15 protein-coding genes are annotated in these 22,431 nt (G+C 38.3%); 2 read left to right on the top strand and 13 right to left on the bottom strand.

Features of this window, described 5'->3' with window-relative positions; translation table 11 throughout:
* Positions 1–101: 101 nt before the first annotated feature.
* From G5B32_RS09345 to G5B32_RS09310, 8 genes are all read right to left on the bottom strand, one after another.
* Complete coding sequence (locus G5B32_RS09345; protein ID WP_165291281.1) at positions 102–1,109, bottom strand: LacI family DNA-binding transcriptional regulator; 1,008 nt, start codon at positions 1,107–1,109, stop codon at positions 102–104.
* A gap of 132 nt (positions 1,110–1,241) precedes the next feature.
* Entirely contained in the window at positions 1,242–2,642 is a 1,401-nt protein-coding gene (gene uxaC / locus G5B32_RS09340; protein WP_165291280.1) for a glucuronate isomerase, read from the bottom strand.
* A 14-nt stretch (positions 2,643–2,656) separates the two neighbouring features.
* Positions 2,657–4,306, bottom strand: coding sequence for a UxaA family hydrolase (locus tag G5B32_RS09335; protein WP_165291279.1), 1,650 nt, complete (start codon positions 4,304–4,306; stop codon positions 2,657–2,659).
* Positions 4,307–5,713, bottom strand: coding sequence for a tagaturonate reductase (locus G5B32_RS09330; protein WP_165291278.1), 1,407 nt, complete (start codon positions 5,711–5,713; stop codon positions 4,307–4,309).
* A 16-nt stretch (positions 5,714–5,729) separates the two neighbouring features.
* Positions 5,730–6,755: a pectate lyase gene (gene pelA, locus G5B32_RS09325; protein ID WP_165291277.1), complete on the bottom strand. Its 1,026-nt coding sequence runs from the start codon at positions 6,753–6,755 to the stop codon at positions 5,730–5,732.
* Between the two features lie 2 nt (positions 6,756–6,757).
* Positions 6,758–8,665: a glycoside hydrolase family 88 protein gene (locus tag G5B32_RS09320; protein ID WP_165291276.1), complete on the bottom strand. Its 1,908-nt coding sequence runs from the start codon at positions 8,663–8,665 to the stop codon at positions 6,758–6,760.
* Positions 8,666–8,670: 5 nt separating this feature from the next.
* Positions 8,671–10,347: a glycoside hydrolase family 28 protein gene (locus tag G5B32_RS09315; RefSeq protein ID WP_317166102.1), complete on the bottom strand. Its 1,677-nt coding sequence runs from the start codon at positions 10,345–10,347 to the stop codon at positions 8,671–8,673.
* Between the two features lie 91 nt (positions 10,348–10,438).
* Complete coding sequence (locus G5B32_RS09310; protein WP_165291275.1) at positions 10,439–11,176, bottom strand: rhamnogalacturonan acetylesterase; 738 nt, start codon at positions 11,174–11,176, stop codon at positions 10,439–10,441.
* 227 nt (positions 11,177–11,403) lie between these two features.
* Between G5B32_RS09310 and G5B32_RS09305 the strand changes: the two genes are divergently transcribed.
* Both G5B32_RS09305 and G5B32_RS09300 read left to right on the top strand, forming a co-directional pair.
* Positions 11,404–12,339, top strand: a complete 936-nt coding sequence (locus tag G5B32_RS09305; RefSeq protein WP_240899039.1) for a pectinesterase family protein — start codon at positions 11,404–11,406, stop codon at positions 12,337–12,339.
* Between the two features lie 7 nt (positions 12,340–12,346).
* Positions 12,347–13,309: an alpha/beta hydrolase gene (locus G5B32_RS09300; RefSeq protein ID WP_165291273.1), complete on the top strand. Its 963-nt coding sequence runs from the start codon at positions 12,347–12,349 to the stop codon at positions 13,307–13,309.
* Here the strand turns inward: G5B32_RS09300 and G5B32_RS09295 are convergent.
* The 5 genes from G5B32_RS09295 to G5B32_RS09275 form a co-directional block, all read right to left on the bottom strand.
* Positions 13,225–15,012 carry a DUF4992 family lipoprotein gene (locus tag G5B32_RS09295; protein WP_165291272.1) on the bottom strand — a complete coding sequence of 596 codons (1,788 nt, stop codon included), beginning with the start codon at positions 15,010–15,012 and terminating at the stop codon, positions 13,225–13,227. The genes G5B32_RS09300 and G5B32_RS09295 overlap by 85 nt on opposite strands.
* 9 nt (positions 15,013–15,021) lie before the next feature.
* Positions 15,022–16,572, bottom strand: a complete 1,551-nt coding sequence (locus tag G5B32_RS09290; RefSeq protein WP_165291271.1) for a fibronectin type III domain-containing protein — start codon at positions 16,570–16,572, stop codon at positions 15,022–15,024.
* A gap of 11 nt (positions 16,573–16,583) precedes the next feature.
* Positions 16,584–18,395, bottom strand: coding sequence for a RagB/SusD family nutrient uptake outer membrane protein (locus tag G5B32_RS09285; protein WP_165291270.1), 1,812 nt, complete (start codon positions 18,393–18,395; stop codon positions 16,584–16,586).
* Between the two features lie 21 nt (positions 18,396–18,416).
* Entirely contained in the window at positions 18,417–21,584 is a 3,168-nt protein-coding gene (locus tag G5B32_RS09280) for a SusC/RagA family TonB-linked outer membrane protein (RefSeq protein WP_165291269.1), read from the bottom strand.
* Positions 21,585–21,978: 394 nt separating this feature from the next.
* On the bottom strand, positions 21,979–22,311 hold the full coding sequence (locus G5B32_RS09275; protein WP_165291268.1) for a YegP family protein: 333 nt from the start codon (positions 22,309–22,311) through the stop codon (positions 21,979–21,981).
* Positions 22,312–22,431: the final 120 nt, after the last annotated feature.

Here is a 22,431-nt window from a genome sequence, read left to right as displayed (position 1 = left end):
GGTTAAAAACAATTATAACAAAAAGGCACACGCTAACGTGTGCCCATTCCCATATTTTAAGTTTCTTTATAACATTCCATAACAATCAATATTAATGCCAATTATTTGCTGGCCATCTCAATTGGAAGCATAATGGTTTCATATTCTTCCATGGGATACTTTGCTTCAATCTGTGCAATAAGCAATTTAGCAGCTTTTTCACCCATCTCGATTGCGGGTTGTTTTATAGCTGCAATAGGTGGATTAAAAATTTCGAATACTTTAGAGTTTGTAAATCCTACGATTCTATGCTTTTTATTTTCCAAACCTCCCAATCTATTTAATGCTTGTAAATATCCCGTTGTTAATCTATCTCCCGAAATAAAAATTCCGTCGTAACCATAGGACTCAAGTTCTTGCACTGCTCTCTCCATCTCACCTGCATCTGCTCCACCATGCGGGCAATACCTCACAGATTCTTCTTCAAAAGGAAAACCATTGGCTTTTAGTCCCTTTTTGAATCCATCTAGTCGTTCTCTATTGGTCGAAAGATTATGATTCCCTGTGATATGCGCTATTCTTCTGCAACCCTTTCTTACTAGATATTCTACAGCTTCTACCCCGCCTTTTTTATTGTCGGCAATGACTTTATGTGCATCAAAAGTTTCAGGTACACGATCAAAAAAAACTAAAGGAAATCCACTTTTAACTAAATCTTCTAAATATTCAGTTTCATTTGATTCTGCTGAAAGCGTCATCAATAAACCATCAATGGAACGTTTGAATAAATGTTCAACCAACAGTTTTTCGCGCTTATTATTCTCATGTGATTGCGTAATTACAACCTGATAGTTTCTATCATATGCCACAGATTCAATACCTTCAATTACTTGAGAAAAAAAATTGTTGGAGATTTCGCTAACAATTACACCAATAGTATTACTTCGTCTTTCTTTTAGACTACGTGCAATGGGATTTACTTGAAAGTTTATCTTTTGCGCATAGGACAGCACCTTTTTCTTCGTCTCTTCACTAATTTCATAACTATCTCTTAACGCTCTAGAAACGGTAGAAGTAGATAAATTAAGCGCTTTAGCAATATCTTTTAAGGTATATTTTTGGAAAGACATAATAAGGTAATTTAGGTAAGTATACCTAAATTTTTTGAAAAGTAAAAGCAGGCGCAATGAATTAGATTCGTCACACCTACCCCATTTAATGTAACTCTCTATTACTAAATCGTATTATTCCGTATCGAAAAATTAAAATTTAAAATATTCTTTCGCATTATAATAGCTAATATCCTTAACCAACTTACCAATCCACTCGATGTCGTTAGGAAGCTCTCCATTTTCAATATCTTGACCGAAAATATCGCATAATAAACGTCTAAAGTACTCATGTCTAGGAAAAGATAGGAATGAGCGAGAATCTGTCAGCATACCTACCATACGGCTCAAAAGCCCCATATTTGAGAGCGTATTGATTTGTTTTGTCATGCCGTCTTTTTGATCCAAAAACCACCAAGCAGAACCGAATTGCACTTTACCAGCAACTGAACCGTCATTGAAATTACCAATCATGGTGGCCATTAATTCATTATCTGCAGGATTTAGGTTGTACAAAATAGTCTTTGTTAATTTATCTTGGTTGTCTAGTCTATTCAAAAATTTGGACAACGCCCTTGCTTGACTAAAATCGCCTATAGAATCATAACCTGTATCTGGACCATTTACACGAAGCATACGCGCATTATTATTACGTAATGCCCCTAAATGATATTGCTGTACCCAACCTTTTTCATGATCCCAATGCGCAAAATACACAAGCATTGCGGATTTGAATTTTAGGTTCTCTAGGTAAGTAATTTCTTGATTTAATCTTATTTTATTGAAAATTTGCGCAATTTCTTCTTCTGTATAATCTTCAGCATAAATTTGTTCGAGTCCGTGATCCGAAACTGAACAGCCATTTGCTGCAAAGAAATCATGTCTTGATTTCAAAGCATCCAAATATTCTTGCAGGGTGCCTATAGATTTATTTACAACCTGCTCCAATTGATTGATATAACCATTTAATGCCTGAACATCATCCGAATTCATCGCTTTATCCGGACGAAATGCAGGAAGCATTTTGAATGTTTCGTTCTGTTGAGCAAATTGCTGATGATATTCTAAACTATCGATTGGGTCGTCTGTAGTACAAACAACCTCCACATTCATCATCTTCAATAATCCACGTACCGAATAATTTGGAGTTGCTAATTTTTCTTTGGTCTTCTCCCAAATACTTTCTGCTGTCTTAGGACCTAATAAATCTTCAATTCCAAAATAACGTTGCAATTCCAGATGTGTCCAATGATACAATGGATTACGCATGGTATAAGGAACGGTTTCAGCCCATTTCAAGAATTTATCTTTATCTGAGGCATCACCTGTAATATACTTTTCATTCACACCATTGGTACGCATAGCGCGCCATTTGTAGTGATCGCCATTCAACCATACCTGTGTAATATTTTCAAATTGCGTATTATTGGCAATTTGCTCAGGAATCAAATGGTTGTGATAATCAATAATTGGCATCGCTTTCGAGTAATTGTGATATAACTCTTGGGCGGTGCGAGTTTGAAGCAGAAAATTATCGTCTAAAAAATTTTTCATAATCGTTTATAATTCTATAAGCTGACTCCTCGTTTCCAAGGAATAAAATCATCTTGGTTTAAAAGCACAGCTTTCGGTGTAACCTCTCCGCTAGCGGCTTTGATACAATATTCTAATATTTCTTCACCCATCTGCTCAATGGTCTTGTCTCCATCGATAATAGGACCGGTATTGATATCTATGATATCTGCCATACGTTGTGCTAGCTCATTATTTGTTGCCACTTTTATCACTGGACAAATAGGATTTCCTGTTGGCGTACCCAATCCTGTGGTAAACAAAATCAACGTAGCACCAGAAGCCGTTTTACCTGTAGTAGCTTCGACATCATTACCTGGTGTACATACCAAATTCAATCCTGGCTTAGTGGCTTCCTCTGTATAATCCAGTACATCCACTACAGGAGAGGTTCCTCCTTTTTTGGCTGCACCACTACTTTTAATAGCGTCCGTAATCAAGCCATCCCTGATATTTCCAGGAGAAGGATTCATATGAAATCCTGAACCCACTCGCTCTGCAGAATCGCTATAAGCGCGCATAAGCTTAATGAATTTATGCGCAGCCTCTGGCTCGATAGTACGGTCAATTAGGTTTTGTTCCGCGCTACAAAGCTCCGGAAATTCAGCTAATAATACTTTCCCTCCCAAAGCCACCAACAGATCAGAAGTATAACCTACAGCTGGGTTAGCCGAAATTCCACTAAACCCATCGCTTCCACCACATTTTACACCTAAAGTTAACTTACTCAAAGGAACTTCTTGGCGAGTGAATTGGTTAATATAAGTTAAACCTTCAAAAGTTTGTCTGATAGCTTGCTTTACCATATCCTGCTCGCTAATAGATTTTTGTTGCTCGAAAGTATATAACGGTTTATTAAAGTTAGGATTTCTTTGTTTAATCTCATCCACTAATTCTTGAAGCTGCAGATTTTGACATCCTAAACTCAAAATAGTGATTCCAGCAACGTTAGGATGATCAGCATAGGCAGCTAATAATTTACCAAGCACCGCAGCATCTTGACGAATACCACCGCAACCACCTTGATGATTTAAGAATTTAATACCATCGACATTTTCAAATACACGATTTTTTTTATTTACTGCAAGACTTATATCTAAAGTGTCAAAATCTCTTATATCCTTTCCTTCATTATAAGCTTCCAACAATCCTTGCGTGAAAAGTTTATATTTATCCGTCACCGAATACCCCAGTACATCATATAACGCCTCTTTGATCACGTCTAAATTTCGATTTTCACAAAATACCGTTGGAATAAATAGCCAATAATTCGCTGTGCCCACACGTCCATCTTCTCGCACATAACCTTTAAACGTACGATTAGCAAATCTGGAAACGTCTGGAGCGTTCCATTCTCCTTGATTGTAAGGTCTAAATTCATAAGGCTCAACGGCATGTTTGGTGTTTTCTACAGACATACGCATACCCTGCAAAACAGGGAACTGAATTTTACCAACCAATACACCATACATTTTCACTTCATCCTGAGGTTGCATATCCTGCATAAAGAACTTGTGTTTTGCTGGTATTTCTTCCTTTAGCACATATTCTGTACCTTCAAAAAACACACTTTCTCCAGCAGCCAAATCCTTAAGTGCTACCAACACATTATCATCCGAATGAATACGTAATACTTTTGATTTCATTTATAAATTCGCTGCTATTGCTTTTAAAATTCCCCTATCGGCTATTTGTTCTAAATTTTTATTAATGCTTTCCACAAAATCTGGATAAGTATTCAAATCTTCACCCCAGATTGATTGATCATTAATCAATTCATCAACTGATTTATTTTCATTTTGCGCCTGCATTTTCAAAAATGCTGCAATACCCAAAGCCATGTATTTAGGCGTTTCAGTGTGCTTTGCATACCACTTACTTAATAATGGAACACAACGCATAGCTACTTTCGAGGGATAATTCATCGCAATAGCTGACCATTGGTGTTCCAAAAATGGATTGCTGAATCTATCCATCACACTATTAGAAAATGCGGTCACATCTTCTTCGGTTAGTTCTGAATCAATTATAGAAGGTCCAATTTCTTGTGTCATCAGATTTTTCACGTAAACTGTGAAAAGATCATCCTGCATGGCTTCTTTCACTGTTTTCACGCCAGAAAGCAAGGCTGCAGCACAGCTAAATGTATGCGTAGCATTCAACAAACGAAGTTTAATTTCTTTGTATTTGTTGATTGAAGGAACAATAATCACACTCGAATCTGTCTGCGCAAAAGAAAGTTTGGATTTGACACGATCCGAATCCGATTCAATCGCCCATAAGGCAAATGGTTCAGCCATAATCATGAGGTTATCTTGGTATCCCAGATACTTTTCTACCGCTTCGTGCTCCACGGTTGGCAACTTTCCTGGCACAATACGGTCTACTAAGGTGCTACAGAAATCAGTCGCGACTAGCAACCAATTTTTGAAATCCTCGCCTAAGTTATTTTTATCACATAAAGACAAGACAATATCTTTCAATTTTATTCCATTATCGGAAATAAGTTCCGTAGGTAAGATAACTAGACCCTTTTCTACATCTCCATTGAAATATTGATAGCGATGATATAAGACACTTAATAATTTTCCTGGAAAGGAATTAGGTGGATTATCTCCTACTTTGTCATCACTGCTCACAATACCTACTTCGGTAGTGTTACTAATCACAACTTCCAAGTCCGCGGATTTTGCAATTTTAATTATCTCTGACCAATCTGAGGCGGCTTCCAATACACGTGTGATGGAATTATTAACAATATATTCTTCAACCACATTGCCATTTGAAAGACCTTTTACACAAAGTGTAAAAATTCCTTTTTGTTCCACGAAGTCTTGTATACTTCCAGAAGAAGTGGATTTGACAACCGCTACTCGGCCCTTGAAAATTCGTTGTTTGTTTGCTTTATCGATATAATAATCAGGCAATCCTCTCAAAAGTACGCCAGTTCCAAATTGCAACACTTTCTCAGGATAGCTAAAAGATTCTGAAGTTGGCAATAAGACTTTGTCTGTTGATATCTCATGAAGTATTTCGGGAGACAAGATGTTCATATAAAATGTAATGTTTTTATTTATTAGATTGAATTGATTTTAACCATTTAGGGTAATTATTTTTAATAAGATTGAGCGGCCATTCTCCAAACCATGCATATCCATTTTTACGCTCTTCGGATATTTCATCAAAATTATAATGCACCGTGTCATCACGGTCTCCAAATATGGGCTTGTTCGTCCCGATTTCATAGAAACGGCTCCAAACGACAGAACCAGCATCAGGCACTAACTTTCGCTCCATTTTACCATTAGATTTCTTAACTGTATCAAACCTATAGCCCTCAATTTTGTTATTCTCAAACCATTTTATAGCACTTTCAATAGCTAAAATGATTTGCTGAGAGGGTTTTTCCTTCATTAGAAAACGTACAATACCAACCGATTCACTAGAAGTGAGAGACACTGGTTCAAACTTACGAGCTTGTGCTGGTTTGAGGTTTTCATCATATTGTGCAGCCCAAATTGTAAGTTGCCCATTCGCAACGAGCTGAGCACGAAGTATGCAATCAATGCCTTTCTCAACCGCTTGTTGTGCTTTCACACGAAGATCTACGTCAATAAAATTATATAAATCACTTTCGGAGCCTACCTCACGCAAAAGCGTAAGGACATTGATCATCGCATTATCATTGAAAGTTATTTGACTGCGATAATTGCGCTTATCAGGGAAATATTGAGGAAATCCACCATTTTCATATTGCGCAGACAGCAGGTAGTTGATACCTTTTATGACTGCATCTTTGTATTGCTTTTTTGATGTTTTTTGAAAACCTTCAGCTAAGGCTTCTATTTCTCTTGTCGTGGCATGATTATCTATTGTGGCATAAATACCATCTGTTGCAATTTTTAATTTTAAACTAGAAGTAATGGGTTTGGAATAATCGACAGCAGTTCCGTCAGTATAATGTTTTGCCCACCCACCATTTGGCAATTGATACTCTAGCATTCTATCCCAAACATCACTAGGTGATGGTGGTGTTTTTTGAGCCATACAACCTGTCATCACACATACCCACAACATACTTAAAATCAACCTCATATCTATCTAGCCTGTTTAATTAACCATTGTACCAATTCATGAGCTGCCGAAAAGTTCTGAAAATCAGCAGGCAATTTGCGCCCATCCACATATTCATTATACAACCATGGGTCACCGACTGCGAAAACAGTTCCTTTACCATATTTGGCCACAGCCATAAGCGTATTATTGCCATCTTGCACCAAAGCTTTCGCTGGCGCTGTGATCTGTATAGTGGAGATTTCCTTTAAATATAGTTTGGAAGTTTTTTGAAAGATATCATTAGGGGTTAACAGTACTGCACCTTGCTCGAAATTTCGACCTTGCACTCTATTTCTGCTGTCCTGATTGAACTTCATACCGAACATAGTACTCAGTAAGTTGATTTTATCCAAATCACAATTGCCCAGGTCATTTAATAAAAGAACCAAGACTCCACCTTTTTTTACCCAATCAGCTAGAGACTTCGCTGTCTTTGCGTCCATATAATTAGGATTTTCGGATTCCTTTTCTGTATCCGGATCCACAATGATGAAGATGTCTGAATTTTTAAGGTTTTTAGCTGTTGGAGCTTCTCTCAAGGTTGATAATTTAGCACCATAAGTTTCAAATACAGATCCTAGAATATAAAAACCATTAAAATCATGTCCATCCCACAAATAATGGTAAGGTCTTTTCAAACCTGGAACAAATTCTTTGTATTCATTATTGTAATAATTATCCAGTGTTACTCGAGGAGATTTAGCGGTCTGTTCGCTCTTTTGGAGCTTTTCAAATTCAATAGTTGCTAACATAAAAGGCCCGACACCTTTAGGATCATTGGAAATTACAGGTTCACTCATGTAATATTCAAAACTACCATCACGGTAATTTTTGCTACCTCCTAATCCAGACACGGCAACGACCTTATTTAAATTGATTTGGGTGGGCGATACCTCCTCCACAAATTCTTTAATTAATCCTGCGTGCGCATTCTCAAGATTGGTTAAATATTTTTTGTGTAAATATCCTTTTCGAAGGCCTTTTGCCATCGCATACGTAAACATGCTCGAAGCAGATGCTTCATGGTAGTTTCCTTCCCTATCCGCTAAATCCACAATATCATACCATACGCCCGATTTGGGATCTTGATACTTTGCTACAGCTTCCATTGTCCGCTGCAAAATACCGATCAATTTTTCGTGGCCTGGATGACTTTTTGGAAAATTATCCAACACATCGACTAAAGCGAAAACAAACCAGCCCATACCTCTAGCCCAGAAATGCGGAGATAAACCCGTCTGTGGATTTGCCCAACGCTCTTTACGCGATTCATCCCATCCGTGATACAACAAACCTGTTTTTGGGTCTTTTGCATTCTTCTCCATCCACACAAATTGGTTAACAATATCATCGTACAATTCAGGCTTCTCGAGCAATGAAGCGTATTCTGTCAGAAAAGGCTGTGCCATGTATAAGCCATCCAACCACATTTGATATGGATAAATTTTCTTGTGCCAAAACCCTCCTTCCTTAGTTCGTGGGTGCTTTTCCATTTGTGCAAAAAGCTTATGACAAGCATTTAAATACTTTTTGTCGCCTGTAGCTTTGAACAAAGCCAAAAGGACTTTTCCATTCTTTACATGATCAATATTGAATTCCTCGGGTGAGTAATTTAAAATATTTCCTTCTTTGTCAACATACTTATCCATCCACTGTTTGACGAAATTAAAATATGTACCATTGGCTGTGGTTCTCCACACTTCCAACATACCTTCCAAAGGAACACCTAAATCGTACGTCCATTTCAGTCCCTTATTTGTGGAGAACTTCGATTCCACGACCACCTTCTCCACCGTGGTATTCGCCATTCGCTCGTAATATGGCATTTGTGCCAAACTAATCGTCACACTTACCAATAAGAGAATTATTGCTACAAAAATTTTCTTCATATCCATTACATTTTCAATGCTTTCGCATTCGCTCCACCTACAAATTCAGTTTTCTTTTTTACGCCTTTTAATTCAGTTCCCGTAGCACGGATGTTTTTACTTTCATCACCTGATACACGGAACAATAAATCCACCTCATTCATTGGCGTCAAATTCTCAAAACTGATATTTTCACTATCTGCGATCTGGACAAAAGGACTGCTGTTATCTGTATGTACACGGACATTTTTCAGACTGATATCAGAAGCCGAAATAATTTCTATCCCGTTTTTGGCGTCTATATTTATATTTTCTAAGGTTATGTTTTTGACATGCATTTCAGGAAGACCTCTAAAGAAAATTCCTTTATCGGCGCCACTTACATGGACATTTTTAATAGAAAAGTTTCGGAATTGAGGTGTTTCTTCAGTTACAGGAAGCTTTACGACTTTCACTTCCTTTTTCTCATCCCCCAAAAGTGGAATAGGATCTACAGCCTCATAATACATATCAAAAAGAATGGCTTCTCCTGGAATACCAACCATATTGATATTATTGATAAAAATATTTTCTACGACACCACCACGTCCTCTTTTTGTTTTGAAACGCAAACCAATATCCGTCCCGATAAAAGAACAATCTTCCACCCAAATGTTACGCGCACCACCGCTCATTTCACTACCAATGACAAAACCACCGTGCGCATGATACACTACCGAACGGCGGATAATCACATTTTCGGTTGGCATACCGCGATCGCGTCCAGCTTTATCACGACCCGACTTGATACAGATACCATCATCACCTACATCAAACGTACAGTCCTCTACCAACACATTTTTACAGGATTCTATATCTACACCATCGCCATTCTGTGCATACCAAGGATTACGCACCAGTACATCACGTAGCGTGACATCTTCACACATCAAGGGATGTAAATTCCACGCTGCAGAATTTTGTATGGTAACTCCTTCTATTAAAACTCTTTTACACGCCGTGAAAACCAACAAATTTGGTCTTAGGAAATCTTTGACATCCAGAAAGTCTTCTTTTGTAAGTCCAGGCTTAATGGTTCCTCCACGATTTTCTAAAGCACCTTTCATGGATCCTTCAGAAGGATACCAAATCTTCGCTTTCTCATCCACTACGCCACCAGAAGAAACTAGTTTTTTCCATTGCGAATCCGTCATTTTATTACGCTTGACCATACGCCAAACTCCACCATTACCATCGATTACTCCTTTTCCAGTAATAGCTATATTTTCAAGATTTTTCCCTGAAATAGGATTTTGATTTCGCCAAGCAGGCTGACCTTCCCAGTTGGATTCCACCAATTTATAATCATCGAAGTTTTTTGAAAACAAAAGAATAGCCTCACGCGAAACATGCAAGTTGACATTGCTTTTCATTTCAATAGGGCCAGTAAGCCACAATCCAGCAGGAACCAATACCACACCACCTCCGCGTTGATTGATAGCAATTATCGCTTTATTAATAGCATCGGAATTCAAAAATTGTCCATCGCCTTTTGCACCAAAATCTTTTATATTCACCGTATCGGCTCTAAAGGATGTTGTTTTAATCACGGGAAGAAACGGTTGTTGCGCTTGAACAATACTCGTTGTAGCAAAAAGCAAACTTAAAGTAGTACCTAAGGGCACTAAGAATTCTTTAGCAAATTTTCTAAGTAACATCATCATATATTATATTTTGGTTATCGCTATCAACAATTTACGTTGATAAAACTTTTAAAAAAAGTGTATTCTATGCAATCGTTGTCTTCGTAAGGACTTATTTCAAGTAGTCTTGTAAAGCTATTTTTTGTCTTTTTATTTCCTGAACCACTAGCTCCGCTATCTTTTGCGCTCCTTGTTGATTCAAATGGGTATTATCTTGCACCCCGCTTGGATAATTGTGATCTCCCGCATCTAAATGAAGGAATAATGATTTGGATTCTGCCTCTCCCATTTCACTTAGGAGCTTGTTAGTCAGACTTCGCAAATCAATACAAGGAACATTTAGCTTCTGCGCAAGTGAGCAAGCAATAGTTGCATATTCACCATGCGTTTCCTGCAATTGGCCCTGTTCGAACTTGCGTCGGGCAATGGGTGTTAGCAATATCGGCTTAGCCTGCTTGGATTGTACCAATTCTACATACTCCTGCAGATTAGCTTCAAATTCCTTTGGTGTCACCCCAACCGCAGGTTTATCTACTTTCTCATCGTTGTGTCCAAATTGTATGAAGACATAATCACCTTTCTTTATATTTTCATAGACTTCTTTCCACAATCCCTCATTTTTAAATGATTTGGTGCTTCTACCATTTTTAGCGTGATTTCTTACCAGCACATTATCCGTAAACATTTGGGCAAAGGGTACCCCCCAGCCTGTTTCAGGATATTTGTTGACTACCTTAATCGCCATTGTCGAATCACCTATCATCCAAACATTTATCTTCCTTTGTTCTAAAAAACTGAAAAATACAAAAGCCACCATAATAGTAATGGCAGTAATAAAGATGCTTTTCATATGGGTTATTTTCAAGACACAATTTACCACCAAAATACTAGTATTCAATGGAATAAATACGGAAACGTTATCGAGAACGATTGCATAAAATAGAGTTGATGTGCTAAGAGATATTTAGTATTCTTGTTTTAACCAATGAAAAATAAACTCCTATGTACATTTCAAGAATATTATCTGTTTTAGTCCTTTTATTATCAGTAAGTTGTTTTACCATTTGTGCTCAAACAATGGATAATAAATTTGAAATCGGCGTGAGCACCGATGGAACGGAAGATTTTACGACCATCCAGGATGCAATCAATGAAGTCAGAGATTTTGCAGAATTTCCAGTGGTGATAAATATTCATCCAGGCACGTACATTGAGAAGGTGACTATTCCCATACAAAAGAGAAATATTATTCTACGCGGTCTAGATCGCGAAAACACTGTAATTCGCTACGATGATTATTCGGGCAAAAAGATGGAAAATAAAGATGTGAGTGGGCAGGAATTTCATACAACATATACGACTTATACCCTTCGCATAGCTGGTGATGATTGTACGGTAGAAAATTTAACGATTGAAAATACTGCAGGACGTGTAGGACAAGCCGTTGCATTACACACTGAAGGAGACCGCATCAAAGTGTTGAATTGTAATTTATTTGGTAATCAGGATACATTTTATCTTTCCAAAGCTGGCGTCCGCGTGTTTGTAGATAACTGCTATATCAAAGGAACAACCGATTTTATTTTCGGTGCGACAACAGCTTATTTCCAGCATTGTACCATTGAAAGTCTTGTCAACTCTTATATTACGGCTGCCTCAACGACTCAGCATGATGAATTTGGCTTTGTATTTTATAAGTGTAATATAGTAGCTTCTGATAACAGTGTGAATAAAGTTTATTTGGGTAGACCTTGGCGACCATATGCAAAAACAGTTTTTATGCAATGTAAATTAGGTAGTCACATTACGCCAACTGGCTGGGATCCTTGGGCCGGAGACAAAAATTTCCCAGACAAAAATAAAACGGCTTACTATGCGGAATTCAAAAATGAAGGACCGGGCACAGCCAGTATTGACAAACGCGTAACTTGGTCTCACCAATTGACAGATGCTGAAGCTCAAAAATATACGATAGAAAACATCTTCAAAGATTGGAATCCACTTGCAATATAACCTAGACATGAGCTTTAGTAAATTATTCGTCTTGCTTTTTGTATTCCTGCACTGTACTTCGCATTTGTGGGCGCAAAAGTCCTTTCCACGAGATACTTCTTTCACTGTCAAAGGAACTTTTGAGAAAGAGAAGAAGAAATTTCCTCATATTGAAATTGCTCTGGCAGATACCAACAACCTGAAGATTAAGCAGGATATCGTTTATAAAAATATAGCCCAACGAGAGCTAACAGTTGATGTTTTTCAACCTTTAGCAGAAGGAAAAAATATTGGAATTTTACTGATTCATGGTGGAGGATGGAAAACAGGTGATAAGACACATATGCACGAGCTGGCCAAAGCCCTAGCAAAAAAAGGGTATACTTGCTTTGCTGTAGAATATAGGCTTTCGCTCGAAGCTAAATACCCAGCTGCTGTTGAAGATTTACAAGATGCCATTCGCTGGATGAAAAAAAATGCGGCACAGTATGCTATTCATCCCAATACTATTATCTGTTTAGGAACCTCTTCTGGTGGACAACTCGCTTCTTTGATTGGGGTATTAAATAAGTCCCTTGCGACAAAAGCCAATAAAAGCACACTCAGTCCAAGTGTGAAAGCAGTAATAAATATAGATGGTCTATTGTCGTTTAGTCATCCAGATGCCCAAGAAGGAACAATGGCTGCCGAATGGTTAGGTGGAGATTCTATTGGGGCAGCACAAAATTGGAAGCAAGCTTCCGCCCTTACTCATCTCTCCAAAAATTCTGCGCCTATGCTTTTTATAACCAGTGGCTTCAAACGATTCAGCGCAGGAAAGTATGATTTGATGCAGTACTACAAAAAATGGGGAATTTCATACGATGAGTTACATTTTGAGCATTCACCGCATACATTTTGGTATTTTCACCCGTGGTTTATTCCGACCGTAAATAAGATAGATGAGTTTATTTCAGGATTATATAAATGTCCGACCAAACTATTCAAATAGACTTCAATATTATCATACACCAAACTTAAATCTCTTCCATCCGCATTCGGTTTGGTATGATCTAGTCCCTTTGATTTTTCCCAATCATCTGGCATACCATCCCCATCTGTGTCTAAAAGTACAGTCTGCGTATTTAGTATTGGCCATCCGCCCACATCTGTTTGCGAATCAATAATACCTAAAAATCCTGTTTTTGAACCTTTATAAATATAAGTACCATTTCGTACCTCATCGACAATTCGACTATCCACCGCATCACGTTTGTACGAGGCTCCTGATTTTTCTAACACTGTTTGATAAGCCTGCTCCGCTGTAGGTTGTTCAGCTGCCCATATCGGTTCAAAAGGCTGAAGCGCTTGTACCAAACTTTGATTAGTCCCAGAACTAAAGACAATTCCTCCAGACCAATTTTGTTGTGAAATAGAGGTGTTTTCAAACACATAATTTCCTTCTACAAAAAACCTTCCATAACCCGGTGCATAAGCGGCGCCATTTTCTTTTGAAACTTCTAGAATACGGTTCTTTTTGTTATCTGGTGTCGCAGGACCTGCTTTAAAGTAATTATTTAAGATGTTATACTCCCCATTTTCTCCTCCATAAATAGAGTTTCCCCGCCAATTATACAATACGTTGAATCTAAAATCTACCACATCTTTTCCGACCGAACTAAGTCCACCTGTGCCAGGTCGGTTTCCACCATCAAATCGAGGGTTTCGGCTATTGTGATGTGCCAATAAATTGAAGTAAAAAGATGCTTTATGGCCTCCCCAAATACCACCATAACCATGATCATCTTTTTCATGGAAAGATTTGTTTAAGCTTTCGGCAAGCAAACAATATTGCATGGTGAAATTTTTGTTTGCATAAAAGGAAGCACACTCATCAATAGACCAGCTCATCGAGCAATGATCAATAATAATATTTTGGCGATAACGTCCCCAAATAGCGTCGGTTTCCTGCTGCGTTTCATCTCCTAATCGGAAGCGTAAGTAGCGTATTATCACGTTATCCGCATCCAAATACACTTCATAATTTTGGATACAAATTCCGTCGCCCGGAGCTGACTGCCCTGCTATCGTTAAATCTCCATTACGAATTACTAAACGGCTTTGCAGTTTTATATTTCCCGAAATCTCAAAAATGACAATACGTTTACCGCTTTGATTTATGGCATCGCGAAGACTTCCAGGGCCTGAGTCATTTAGATTGGTTACTTTGATAACTTTACCTCCTCTTCCTCCACTGGTCATTTTTCCAAAACCTAATGCACCTGGAAAAGCCAACTCTTCTTCCTGTGGCAATCCATTGGTCATAAAATCGGTTACTGTCCAGCTGGAATATTGGTTTGTAGGCTTACTTTTTATAGCACGAATACGCACGTAATATTTCGTCTGCTGACTTAAATTATCGAAAGTATAGGTAGTATTGGTTACCATACTTGTAGAAGTGATAATTTCTGTAAAGGAATTGTTTAAAGACAATTCTAACCTATATCCCTCCGCCCCTGAAACGACGTTCCATTTTACTAAAGCAGAGGAAATGTTCGGCTCTACCTGAATCCCTTGCGGGGCTGTCAATTCTTCAGTTGGAGGTTCTACATCACTAGTATTCGCGCTCTTTGAACAATACACGAATAATAATACCGTAGCCCCTAACAACATTACTACCTTAACAGCATGGTAAAGCCGAACAAAATTCATCATTTTTTTCTCTTAGTTTCTCCAACGCTCTGGACCAATTCCATTAAGTTTTAAATCCAAATTACCCAACGTAAAGTTTCCTGCATCAGCATTTGTAAATTGAGGATTCAACAAAGTGAAATTTCCTGTATCATTTTTCGCATTCGATGCTGTACTTCCTGTAAAGTTCGGCGCATTGTGATAATTATTTAGGCTCATCAAAGTAATAGTCGTTGCTCCTTGATTACTATGCATACCATTTGATTCTGAAACAATATTCTTGCTAAAATAGATTTGATGCGAAGCCAAACGTATATACAACATACGATTAGAAGTACCCGCTAACACCTTATGGAAAATATTATTTTCTATATAAATCTTCGATTGAATACCAGGGAAATTGGTACTACCGCCAGCATCCATACGGAACAAATCTCTTGAAAGCGCTGAATTATAAACCGTATTATTACGGAAATAGAACTCATCTGCCAAGCCATTACGAAAGTCAATAAAATCACCCCCAGCACATTCGATATTATAAATCAAATTGTTGGAATATGTCGCTTTAGGAATACGCACCTTTTTGTTGACATGCAACAATCCTTTCACATAATTTTTGAACTCAGAATTCTCAATCGTTAGCTCTCCGTAAGGAGTATTCATATCCTCATCGTAGAAAATAGATTGATTTTGTGAAGGATTTCCTGTGCCATCCATAATGACATCTTTAAGAGTCAATCCAGCACCGCCTTTTACTTTTATTACTAATCCCTTTAAGACTGGCTTATCCGCAGGTCTATATCCTTGAATAGTCACCGTCTTGTTAACTTCGACATCTTTTTCTATTTTATATTCTCCAGGTTCTAGCGCAATGATATCGCCATCTTGTAGCGTAGCTAAAATTGCCGCAAAGTCTTCAGAAGGTCCGATTTTGGTCACATTATCCCCCAGCATCGTAGTGAAGCTAATTGTTCCACGTGTTTTTGCTCCATTCATCAGACGGGCTGTATAGGTAATATCACTACCCAATCCATCAATAGTAATGGAGCCGTTGGTGATATTTTCTGCGGTAACAGGAATAGAACGATTTCCTGGAGATAACTCTACCGATGTAGCTGTTAGGCCAACAGGCCAACGCAAGATTGCCCAAGAAGAAGTAATTTCCTCTGGATCGACAGCGCGGAGTATCTGTTCTGTACCCGTAGTAAAAGTGGCCGTAGACCATTTTGATTCTCCAATTTCTGAGCCCACAGCTTGGATTTTTACCAAATATTCTGTTTCGCCATCCAAACCTGCAACAGTGTATGGAAGTTCGTCATATTGGATATTCTCAATTCGCTTCACAGCAGTACCCGTACCCGCAGGATTATCATAAAATTCAATATGATAGGCGCTAGCATTGTATACTTTTTTCCAATTTAAACGCACGCTGGTACGTTCTACTACTTGAGCTACAACATTGGTAGGCGAAAGCGCTCTATCCAAATGAAGATCTGAAATCTCTGTAGTCAAGTTACTATCACATGCAACAAAAGTCAGCGCTAACGCCGTTGTTACAAGACCAAATATTTTATAAGGTTTCATGATATTTCAGTTTACAGGTTTAAATGTTTGTTATCTAACATGCCATTGGAACCTTCGATAAAGATTTGCCAGATGGGCCAAAATTGCTGCTTATTAGGATCTTTGCCTGGATATACCAACGCATCCCAGAATGTAGTTTGGTCACTCGAAGCAGACATAGTCCACGTTTTATTGGCTGTATAGCCCAATGAAGCACCTTCTGCATCCGTATCACCAAAGTTTAAACCATAAATTTCAACCGTTTCACCATCTGCCAAGGTTTTATAGTAAATACGTGTCGGCAAATCGGCATATTTACCTGTCCGTGTTTCTAGTTGTTGCAATTTGGTTTTAGCTTCCGTCAATTTAGTTGCCAACAAATTCCAACGGATTAAATCCGCTTTACGAAGCATTTCGCCTGTAAATTCTAAAGCTCTTTGATCTACAATAGCATTAAAAAAATCCGTTTTAGAAGATGTAGCTTCCGACATTAGCGTATTCACCTTAGAGGAATTTGTCGGAAATGCTCTATCCAAAATCATTTTCAAGTAAGGTGCAGCCGCTTGAGGTCCATCCAATTCATTTATCGCCTCAGCAGCCATTAAAATTACATCCGCATAACGCATGTACATCCAGTTCAAACCATCATCATTGGTCGAAGTAACCCTACGGTTCATCCATTCATAACGGTATTTCCCAAAATACATCCTTCCCAAGGTGGTTGGCACTTGAAAACCACCAGCATCTGCAGCATCTGAAGAAGCACGATCCCATTCGTATGGCACTACCGACACACTTCTGCGTACATCTTCCTTATCAAATTCGTACCACATCAATGGATTAGCAACGACAGTTCCTCCACGATTTTGACCAGTATATTTATCCGTCTTAGTATGACGCACACCCAAATCAAAAATCACACGTCCACGACCTTCACTAAATGGAATTTCCCACATGGATTCTCCACCAGCCAATATATTCTCGCCATTGAATCTGCGGAATAATTCCTCAAAACCTAACAATCTCAGCGTCCCACTATTGATGATATCCAAACATTCCTGTTTTGCAATAGCGTACATTTTATCTTTGGAAAGATCTGGATCCGAACTCAATCGTACTGTACCATCCAAACGTTGTGAATAACCTCCTGCAGCCAATGCCAAGCGTGCGCGCAATCCTTTCGCAAAAGCTTTATTCACGCGTTCCACAGATTTAGTGACATTAGATTCATTTGGCCAAGGCAAAAGGCTTGCAGCTTCATCCAAGTCTGCTAATAATTGCTTGTAAATAACATCCTTGTCCGAACGTGGTAAATAAGTTGTTTCTGTATTAATCGGTTCAAAACGCGCTGGGACATCCCCCCAACCTTTTATCAAATCATTATAAATAACCGCACGCAACACCAACACTTCACCCAACACTTGAGCCATAGCTGGATTTCTGTCTATATTACCGTAATTACGCAAGCCTCGAATCGCCATATTAGCACGTTCTATTCCTTCATAAAACTTTGCCCAGGCATTATTGTCGGTGTTCATTTGGTCATTTTCCACATTGGTATTGTAATTGCCCAATCTGGATTTGTCGTCGTTAATTGTTTTTAGTGAACTGTACACTTCCACATCTGTATTGGTCCCGTAATAGACCAAATAGCGACCACGATAGGAGTTCGTCTCCCCGAAGGACTGCAAAATCCCTGGAATTACGCCTTCGGCAAGGCTTGGTGTGGAGAAAATCACAGACTCATCCAACGAGGATTTGGTCGGCGCTTCCAATATATCTTTACAACTCCAAGTTGCAAGGGAGGCCGCTAATATTAAGCTAATGGTAATAATCTTTTTCATAATCAGTCAAATTAAGTCTTACTAAAAGTTCACATTCAAGCCAAAAAGGAATGATTTACTCTTTGGATAAGCCGAATAATCGACACCAGGAGTCAATGGCGTTTGACGACGAGTAGAAACCTCTGGATCAAAGCCGGTGTAATTAGTAAGTAGCCATAAATTATAGCCTGAAGCGTAAATACGCATATTCTGCATACGTAAACGTGAAGAAATCTGCTTTGGTAAAGTATATCCTAGCGTCAACGTAGTCATGCGTAAGAATGAGCCATCTTCCACTGCCCAATCACTAAATACAAACGAACGCATATAAGGCGACCACATAGTCGTATTAGCATTCATCTGTGCTAACTCCGCGGGATCATTGCTGATGGTTCCATCTTCACGTAAATTTGTCCAGCGATTGCCCGAAGCCATTTCGGAAGTCATATTTCGAGAGAAATACTGGCTAGTGCTCGTATACTCGATTTTATTGGCGTTGTAAATATCATTGCCATAAGACCAATTGAAATACGCCGCTAAATCAAAATTGTAGATACGTGAATTGATAGAAAAACCTCCTGTATTCAATGGGTTGGCATTTCCAATAATCGTACGATCGGCTACCGAAATCATACCATCACCATTTACGTCTTTCAACTTCATCGCACCTGGACGCATGGTGCCCACCACATCTGCTGCAGTTGCTACACCTTCTTTTAATTTCCATTGATTGGAGATATAACCTTCAAAATCATCCACCTCATAACGTCCATCGCTAATATACCCATACATACGACCTACAGGAGCTCCTTTTTCAACCAAATAATCCATGTTGATCGCCGTTGATGCCCAACGTGAGGTACCTGGAATATTCTCCACAGCACCTAGATCTAGAACTTTATTTCTGTTAAATGCAATGTTAGCATTCAAAGACAAATCAAAATTTTCTTTACGCAAAGCGGCCCAGTTAAGAGAGAACTCCAACCCTTTATTTTGGGTATTACCAATATTGCGGTATTGAATATCATAACCCGTTCCACCTACAGGATAAGCAATCAATAAGTTGTTCGTTTTATTCAAATACGCATCTACCGTACCACTCAATCTATTATTCAATAATGAAAAATCTAAACCGATATTGCGTGTAATAGTTGTTTCCCACTTCAAGTCGGGATTTGCCATGGTTTTGGAAGCTGCCCAATAGTTATCATAACCATTTACCCACGTTGTGGTAGAGTTATTGAAAGTTTGTACCAATAATCCGGCAGGAATTCTATTATTTCCAGCTGCTCCGTAACTTGCTCTCAATTTCAAATCGCTAAGCCACTGCGCATCTTGTAAGAAATCTTCGCCCGAAATACGCCATGCTCCAGATACCGATGGGAAGAATCCCCAACGATTATCTTTCGAAAATTTAGATGAACCATCCACTCTAAACGTCGCACTCAATAAGTATTTTTCTTTATAACCATAATTGACACGTCCAAAAAATGATAAAAGCTTATCATCTGGTGAAAAGTTATTGTCAATGGAATTTGGTTTACCTTGCGTAGTCAATTTACGCGCTTCATCAAATGTAAAAGTCTCTGGAAATCCGTGAAGAACATTGGACAAAATTTGATTTTGCGTCATTAAATACTCTTGACCTACCAACATATTCAACGAATGATCTTTGGAGATCAATTTTTTGAAATCAAAATTCAAGGTGTTGGTATTGCGCCAGCCATTACGGTTTGTATTAGTAAGCCATAAAGCTGGTAAATTTTGATTAGCACTAGTAGGCACATTACGTACATAATAAGTCGTACCACCATAAAAACGATCTTGATCATTGCGGTAGCCATCATAACCAAACTCACTTCTCAATCGCAGGTTACTTACGATTTCATACGTCAAAGCTGCATTAAGATTATATGTTTTGCGTTGAAAATATTGATCATTGTCCGAGATAGCTACCAAAGGACTATACAGATTGAAATCATCATCCGTTTCTGTTGTCGTTGTCAATCCTTCCACAGGAAAAGGCGGATATAGCATCGCATACTTTAGACGGGAGTCCGCAGAAGAAACTTCATTTTGCTCATTCATACCTCCGCCGTTCACTCGCATATCCGAATAACGCAGTCCTAAATCCAATGTTAAATTCTTGTACAGTTTGTGATTGAATTTGAAATTCACGTTCTGGCGTTGAAAATCCGACATCTGCATAATTGCTTTATCCTTCACGAAGGAATGACTTACACTAAACTTCGTTTTTTCGCTACCACCATTGAAATTTAAGTTGTGGTTGTAAGTATTGCCTGTACGACCAAACACAATCTCTTGCCAATCGTTAGCTTGTACATTGGCATACAAATCTATATCCTGATAATTACCAAAGTAATCCGTATAATTAGTCAACTTATTTGCCAATAAAGCTTGCTCATACTGCCATGTCACATAATCCATTGGAACTAAAACATCCAGTTTTTTCGCTAGATTACGTGCTCCCGTGAAAACATTTAAGCTAATATTGGTCTTACCTGCTTTACCACTTTTTGTGGTCACTAAAATTACACCATTCGCCCCGCGAGAACCATAGATAGCTGTAGATGAAGCATCTTTTAAAATATCGATTGTCTCAATATCCTGTGGCGCTATATCTGCAATAGAATTCACAGGAAAGCCATCCACAATATACAAAGGTGAATTATCCTGCGTGATGGAACCTCCTCCACGAACACGTACAGTCAATTCAGCATCAGGCGAACCTTCAGTCGTAGCGATATTCAAACCTGCAACACGACCTTGGATAGCTTCTAATGCAGAAGCAACTGGAGCTGCAGCTATGGTTTTGGAGTCAACTGAAGATACAGCACCAGTTAAATCTTTACGTTTAACGGTTCCGTAACCAATTACAACCACCTCTTCCAGCGCTGCTTCGTCACTCGTCAAGGTAAATTGCAGATTATTTTGGTTGCCGACCACCCTTTCTTGGGTTTCATAGCCCATCAGATTCACCACAATGATTTCATTGGAAGAATTAACTTGGATTCTGAATTTTCCTTCGGCATCGGTGCTCGATTTTCGATTAGTGCCTTTGACGCTAACCGTGGCACCGGACAATGGTTTGTTGTCCGTATCCGAGACAACGCCATTAACGGTTCGCTGTTGGGCAAAGGAGATTTGCCACATCAGTACCATCATGAGTACAGTAAATGTTACCCTCATAGTGAACAGATTTAAATTAGTTAAAACAACTACTACATCTTCCTTAAGGGAGCTATAGCCTTGTTATTAAATGTTTATTAATTATTGTATAAATGGTTACCACCTCCGCAGAGGATTACATAATATTTTTCAAGGTAGATGAAAATATTATATACAATATTAAGGTATAAATAAGGCGCTTAGACAAGGTTTTGCGCTAAAATTGCGCAAACGATACCGACAACGTTTGCAGAAAAAAGCTAAAAAATTACGATTTATTAAGAGTTTGGAAGCTGGTTTTGAGTTATAAACAGCCTTTAATAATTATTATGCCGACATAATGCTTAAAAATGAAATTTCTAGTAAATAAAAAATGAGACAACGTGTTGTCTCATTTTTTATAAACCTATTTTTTTTAAACTGTTAAATCTTCTATTGAAGCATCGGGTGCATTTTCACTTACGGAACGAATACCGTTATCCCTGCCCGCTGCAGATTCATACATTTCGCTCGAACCTATGATTTGGCCATTAGAAGATTTTAAGTTAAAATAATATTTGTTGCTAGCGGATTCTTTGCGGTCAAATCTTTCGTCAATCTGTGAATTAGTCCGAACAGATTCAATTCCATTTAAACAACCTGCTTTGGATGAATAGCCTTCACTACCCAAAATTATTTGACCATTCCCAGCTTTTAAATTAAACTGAAACTCGCCATTAGAACGCTTTTTAATTTCAAACTTCCCCATATTAATTTTTTTAATTTGTTAATAGACAATCGCATATATCTACATCGAGAAAAATATAGATACTTGCTTGGTTATCAATCCACTTAAGAATTAACAACTTAATTTACGGTTATCTTATTA

Origin of the sequence: Sphingobacterium sp. SGL-16 (genome assembly GCF_011043515.1) — a bacterium.
Taxonomy (GTDB): domain Bacteria; phylum Bacteroidota; class Bacteroidia; order Sphingobacteriales; family Sphingobacteriaceae; genus Sphingobacterium; species Sphingobacterium litopenaei.
Note: the sequence above shows the minus strand (reverse complement) of the source record. Positions and strands in the feature narration are given on the sequence as shown.

Bases quoted from the DNA above. Each gene is read 5' to 3' on its own strand.
- G5B32_RS09345 (WP_165291281.1), bottom strand. From the start codon at position 1,109: ATGTCTTTCCAAAAATATACCTTAAAAGATATTGCTAAAGCGCTTAAT.
- uxaC (WP_165291280.1), bottom strand. From the start codon at position 2,642: ATGAAAAATTTTTTAGACGATAATTTTCTGCTTCAAACTCGCACCGCC.
- G5B32_RS09335 (WP_165291279.1), bottom strand. From the start codon at position 4,306: ATGAAATCAAAAGTATTACGTATTCATTCGGATGATAATGTGTTGGTA.
- G5B32_RS09330 (WP_165291278.1), bottom strand. From the start codon at position 5,713: ATGAACATCTTGTCTCCCGAAATACTTCATGAGATATCAACAGACAAA.
- pelA (WP_165291277.1), bottom strand. From the start codon at position 6,755: ATGAGGTTGATTTTAAGTATGTTGTGGGTATGTGTGATGACAGGTTGT.
- G5B32_RS09320 (WP_165291276.1), bottom strand. From the start codon at position 8,665: ATGAAGAAAATTTTTGTAGCAATAATTCTCTTATTGGTAAGTGTGACG.
- G5B32_RS09315 (WP_317166102.1), bottom strand. From the start codon at position 10,347: ATGATGATGTTACTTAGAAAATTTGCTAAAGAATTCTTAGTGCCCTTA.
- G5B32_RS09310 (WP_165291275.1), bottom strand. From the start codon at position 11,176: ATGAAAAGCATCTTTATTACTGCCATTACTATTATGGTGGCTTTTGTA.
- G5B32_RS09305 (WP_240899039.1), top strand. From the start codon at position 11,404: ATGGATAATAAATTTGAAATCGGCGTGAGCACCGATGGAACGGAAGAT.
- G5B32_RS09300 (WP_165291273.1), top strand. From the start codon at position 12,347: ATGAGCTTTAGTAAATTATTCGTCTTGCTTTTTGTATTCCTGCACTGT.
- G5B32_RS09295 (WP_165291272.1), bottom strand. From the start codon at position 15,012: ATGATGAATTTTGTTCGGCTTTACCATGCTGTTAAGGTAGTAATGTTG.
- G5B32_RS09290 (WP_165291271.1), bottom strand. From the start codon at position 16,572: ATGAAACCTTATAAAATATTTGGTCTTGTAACAACGGCGTTAGCGCTG.
- G5B32_RS09285 (WP_165291270.1), bottom strand. From the start codon at position 18,395: ATGAAAAAGATTATTACCATTAGCTTAATATTAGCGGCCTCCCTTGCA.
- G5B32_RS09280 (WP_165291269.1), bottom strand. From the start codon at position 21,584: ATGAGGGTAACATTTACTGTACTCATGATGGTACTGATGTGGCAAATC.
- G5B32_RS09275 (WP_165291268.1), bottom strand. From the start codon at position 22,311: ATGGGGAAGTTTGAAATTAAAAAGCGTTCTAATGGCGAGTTTCAGTTT.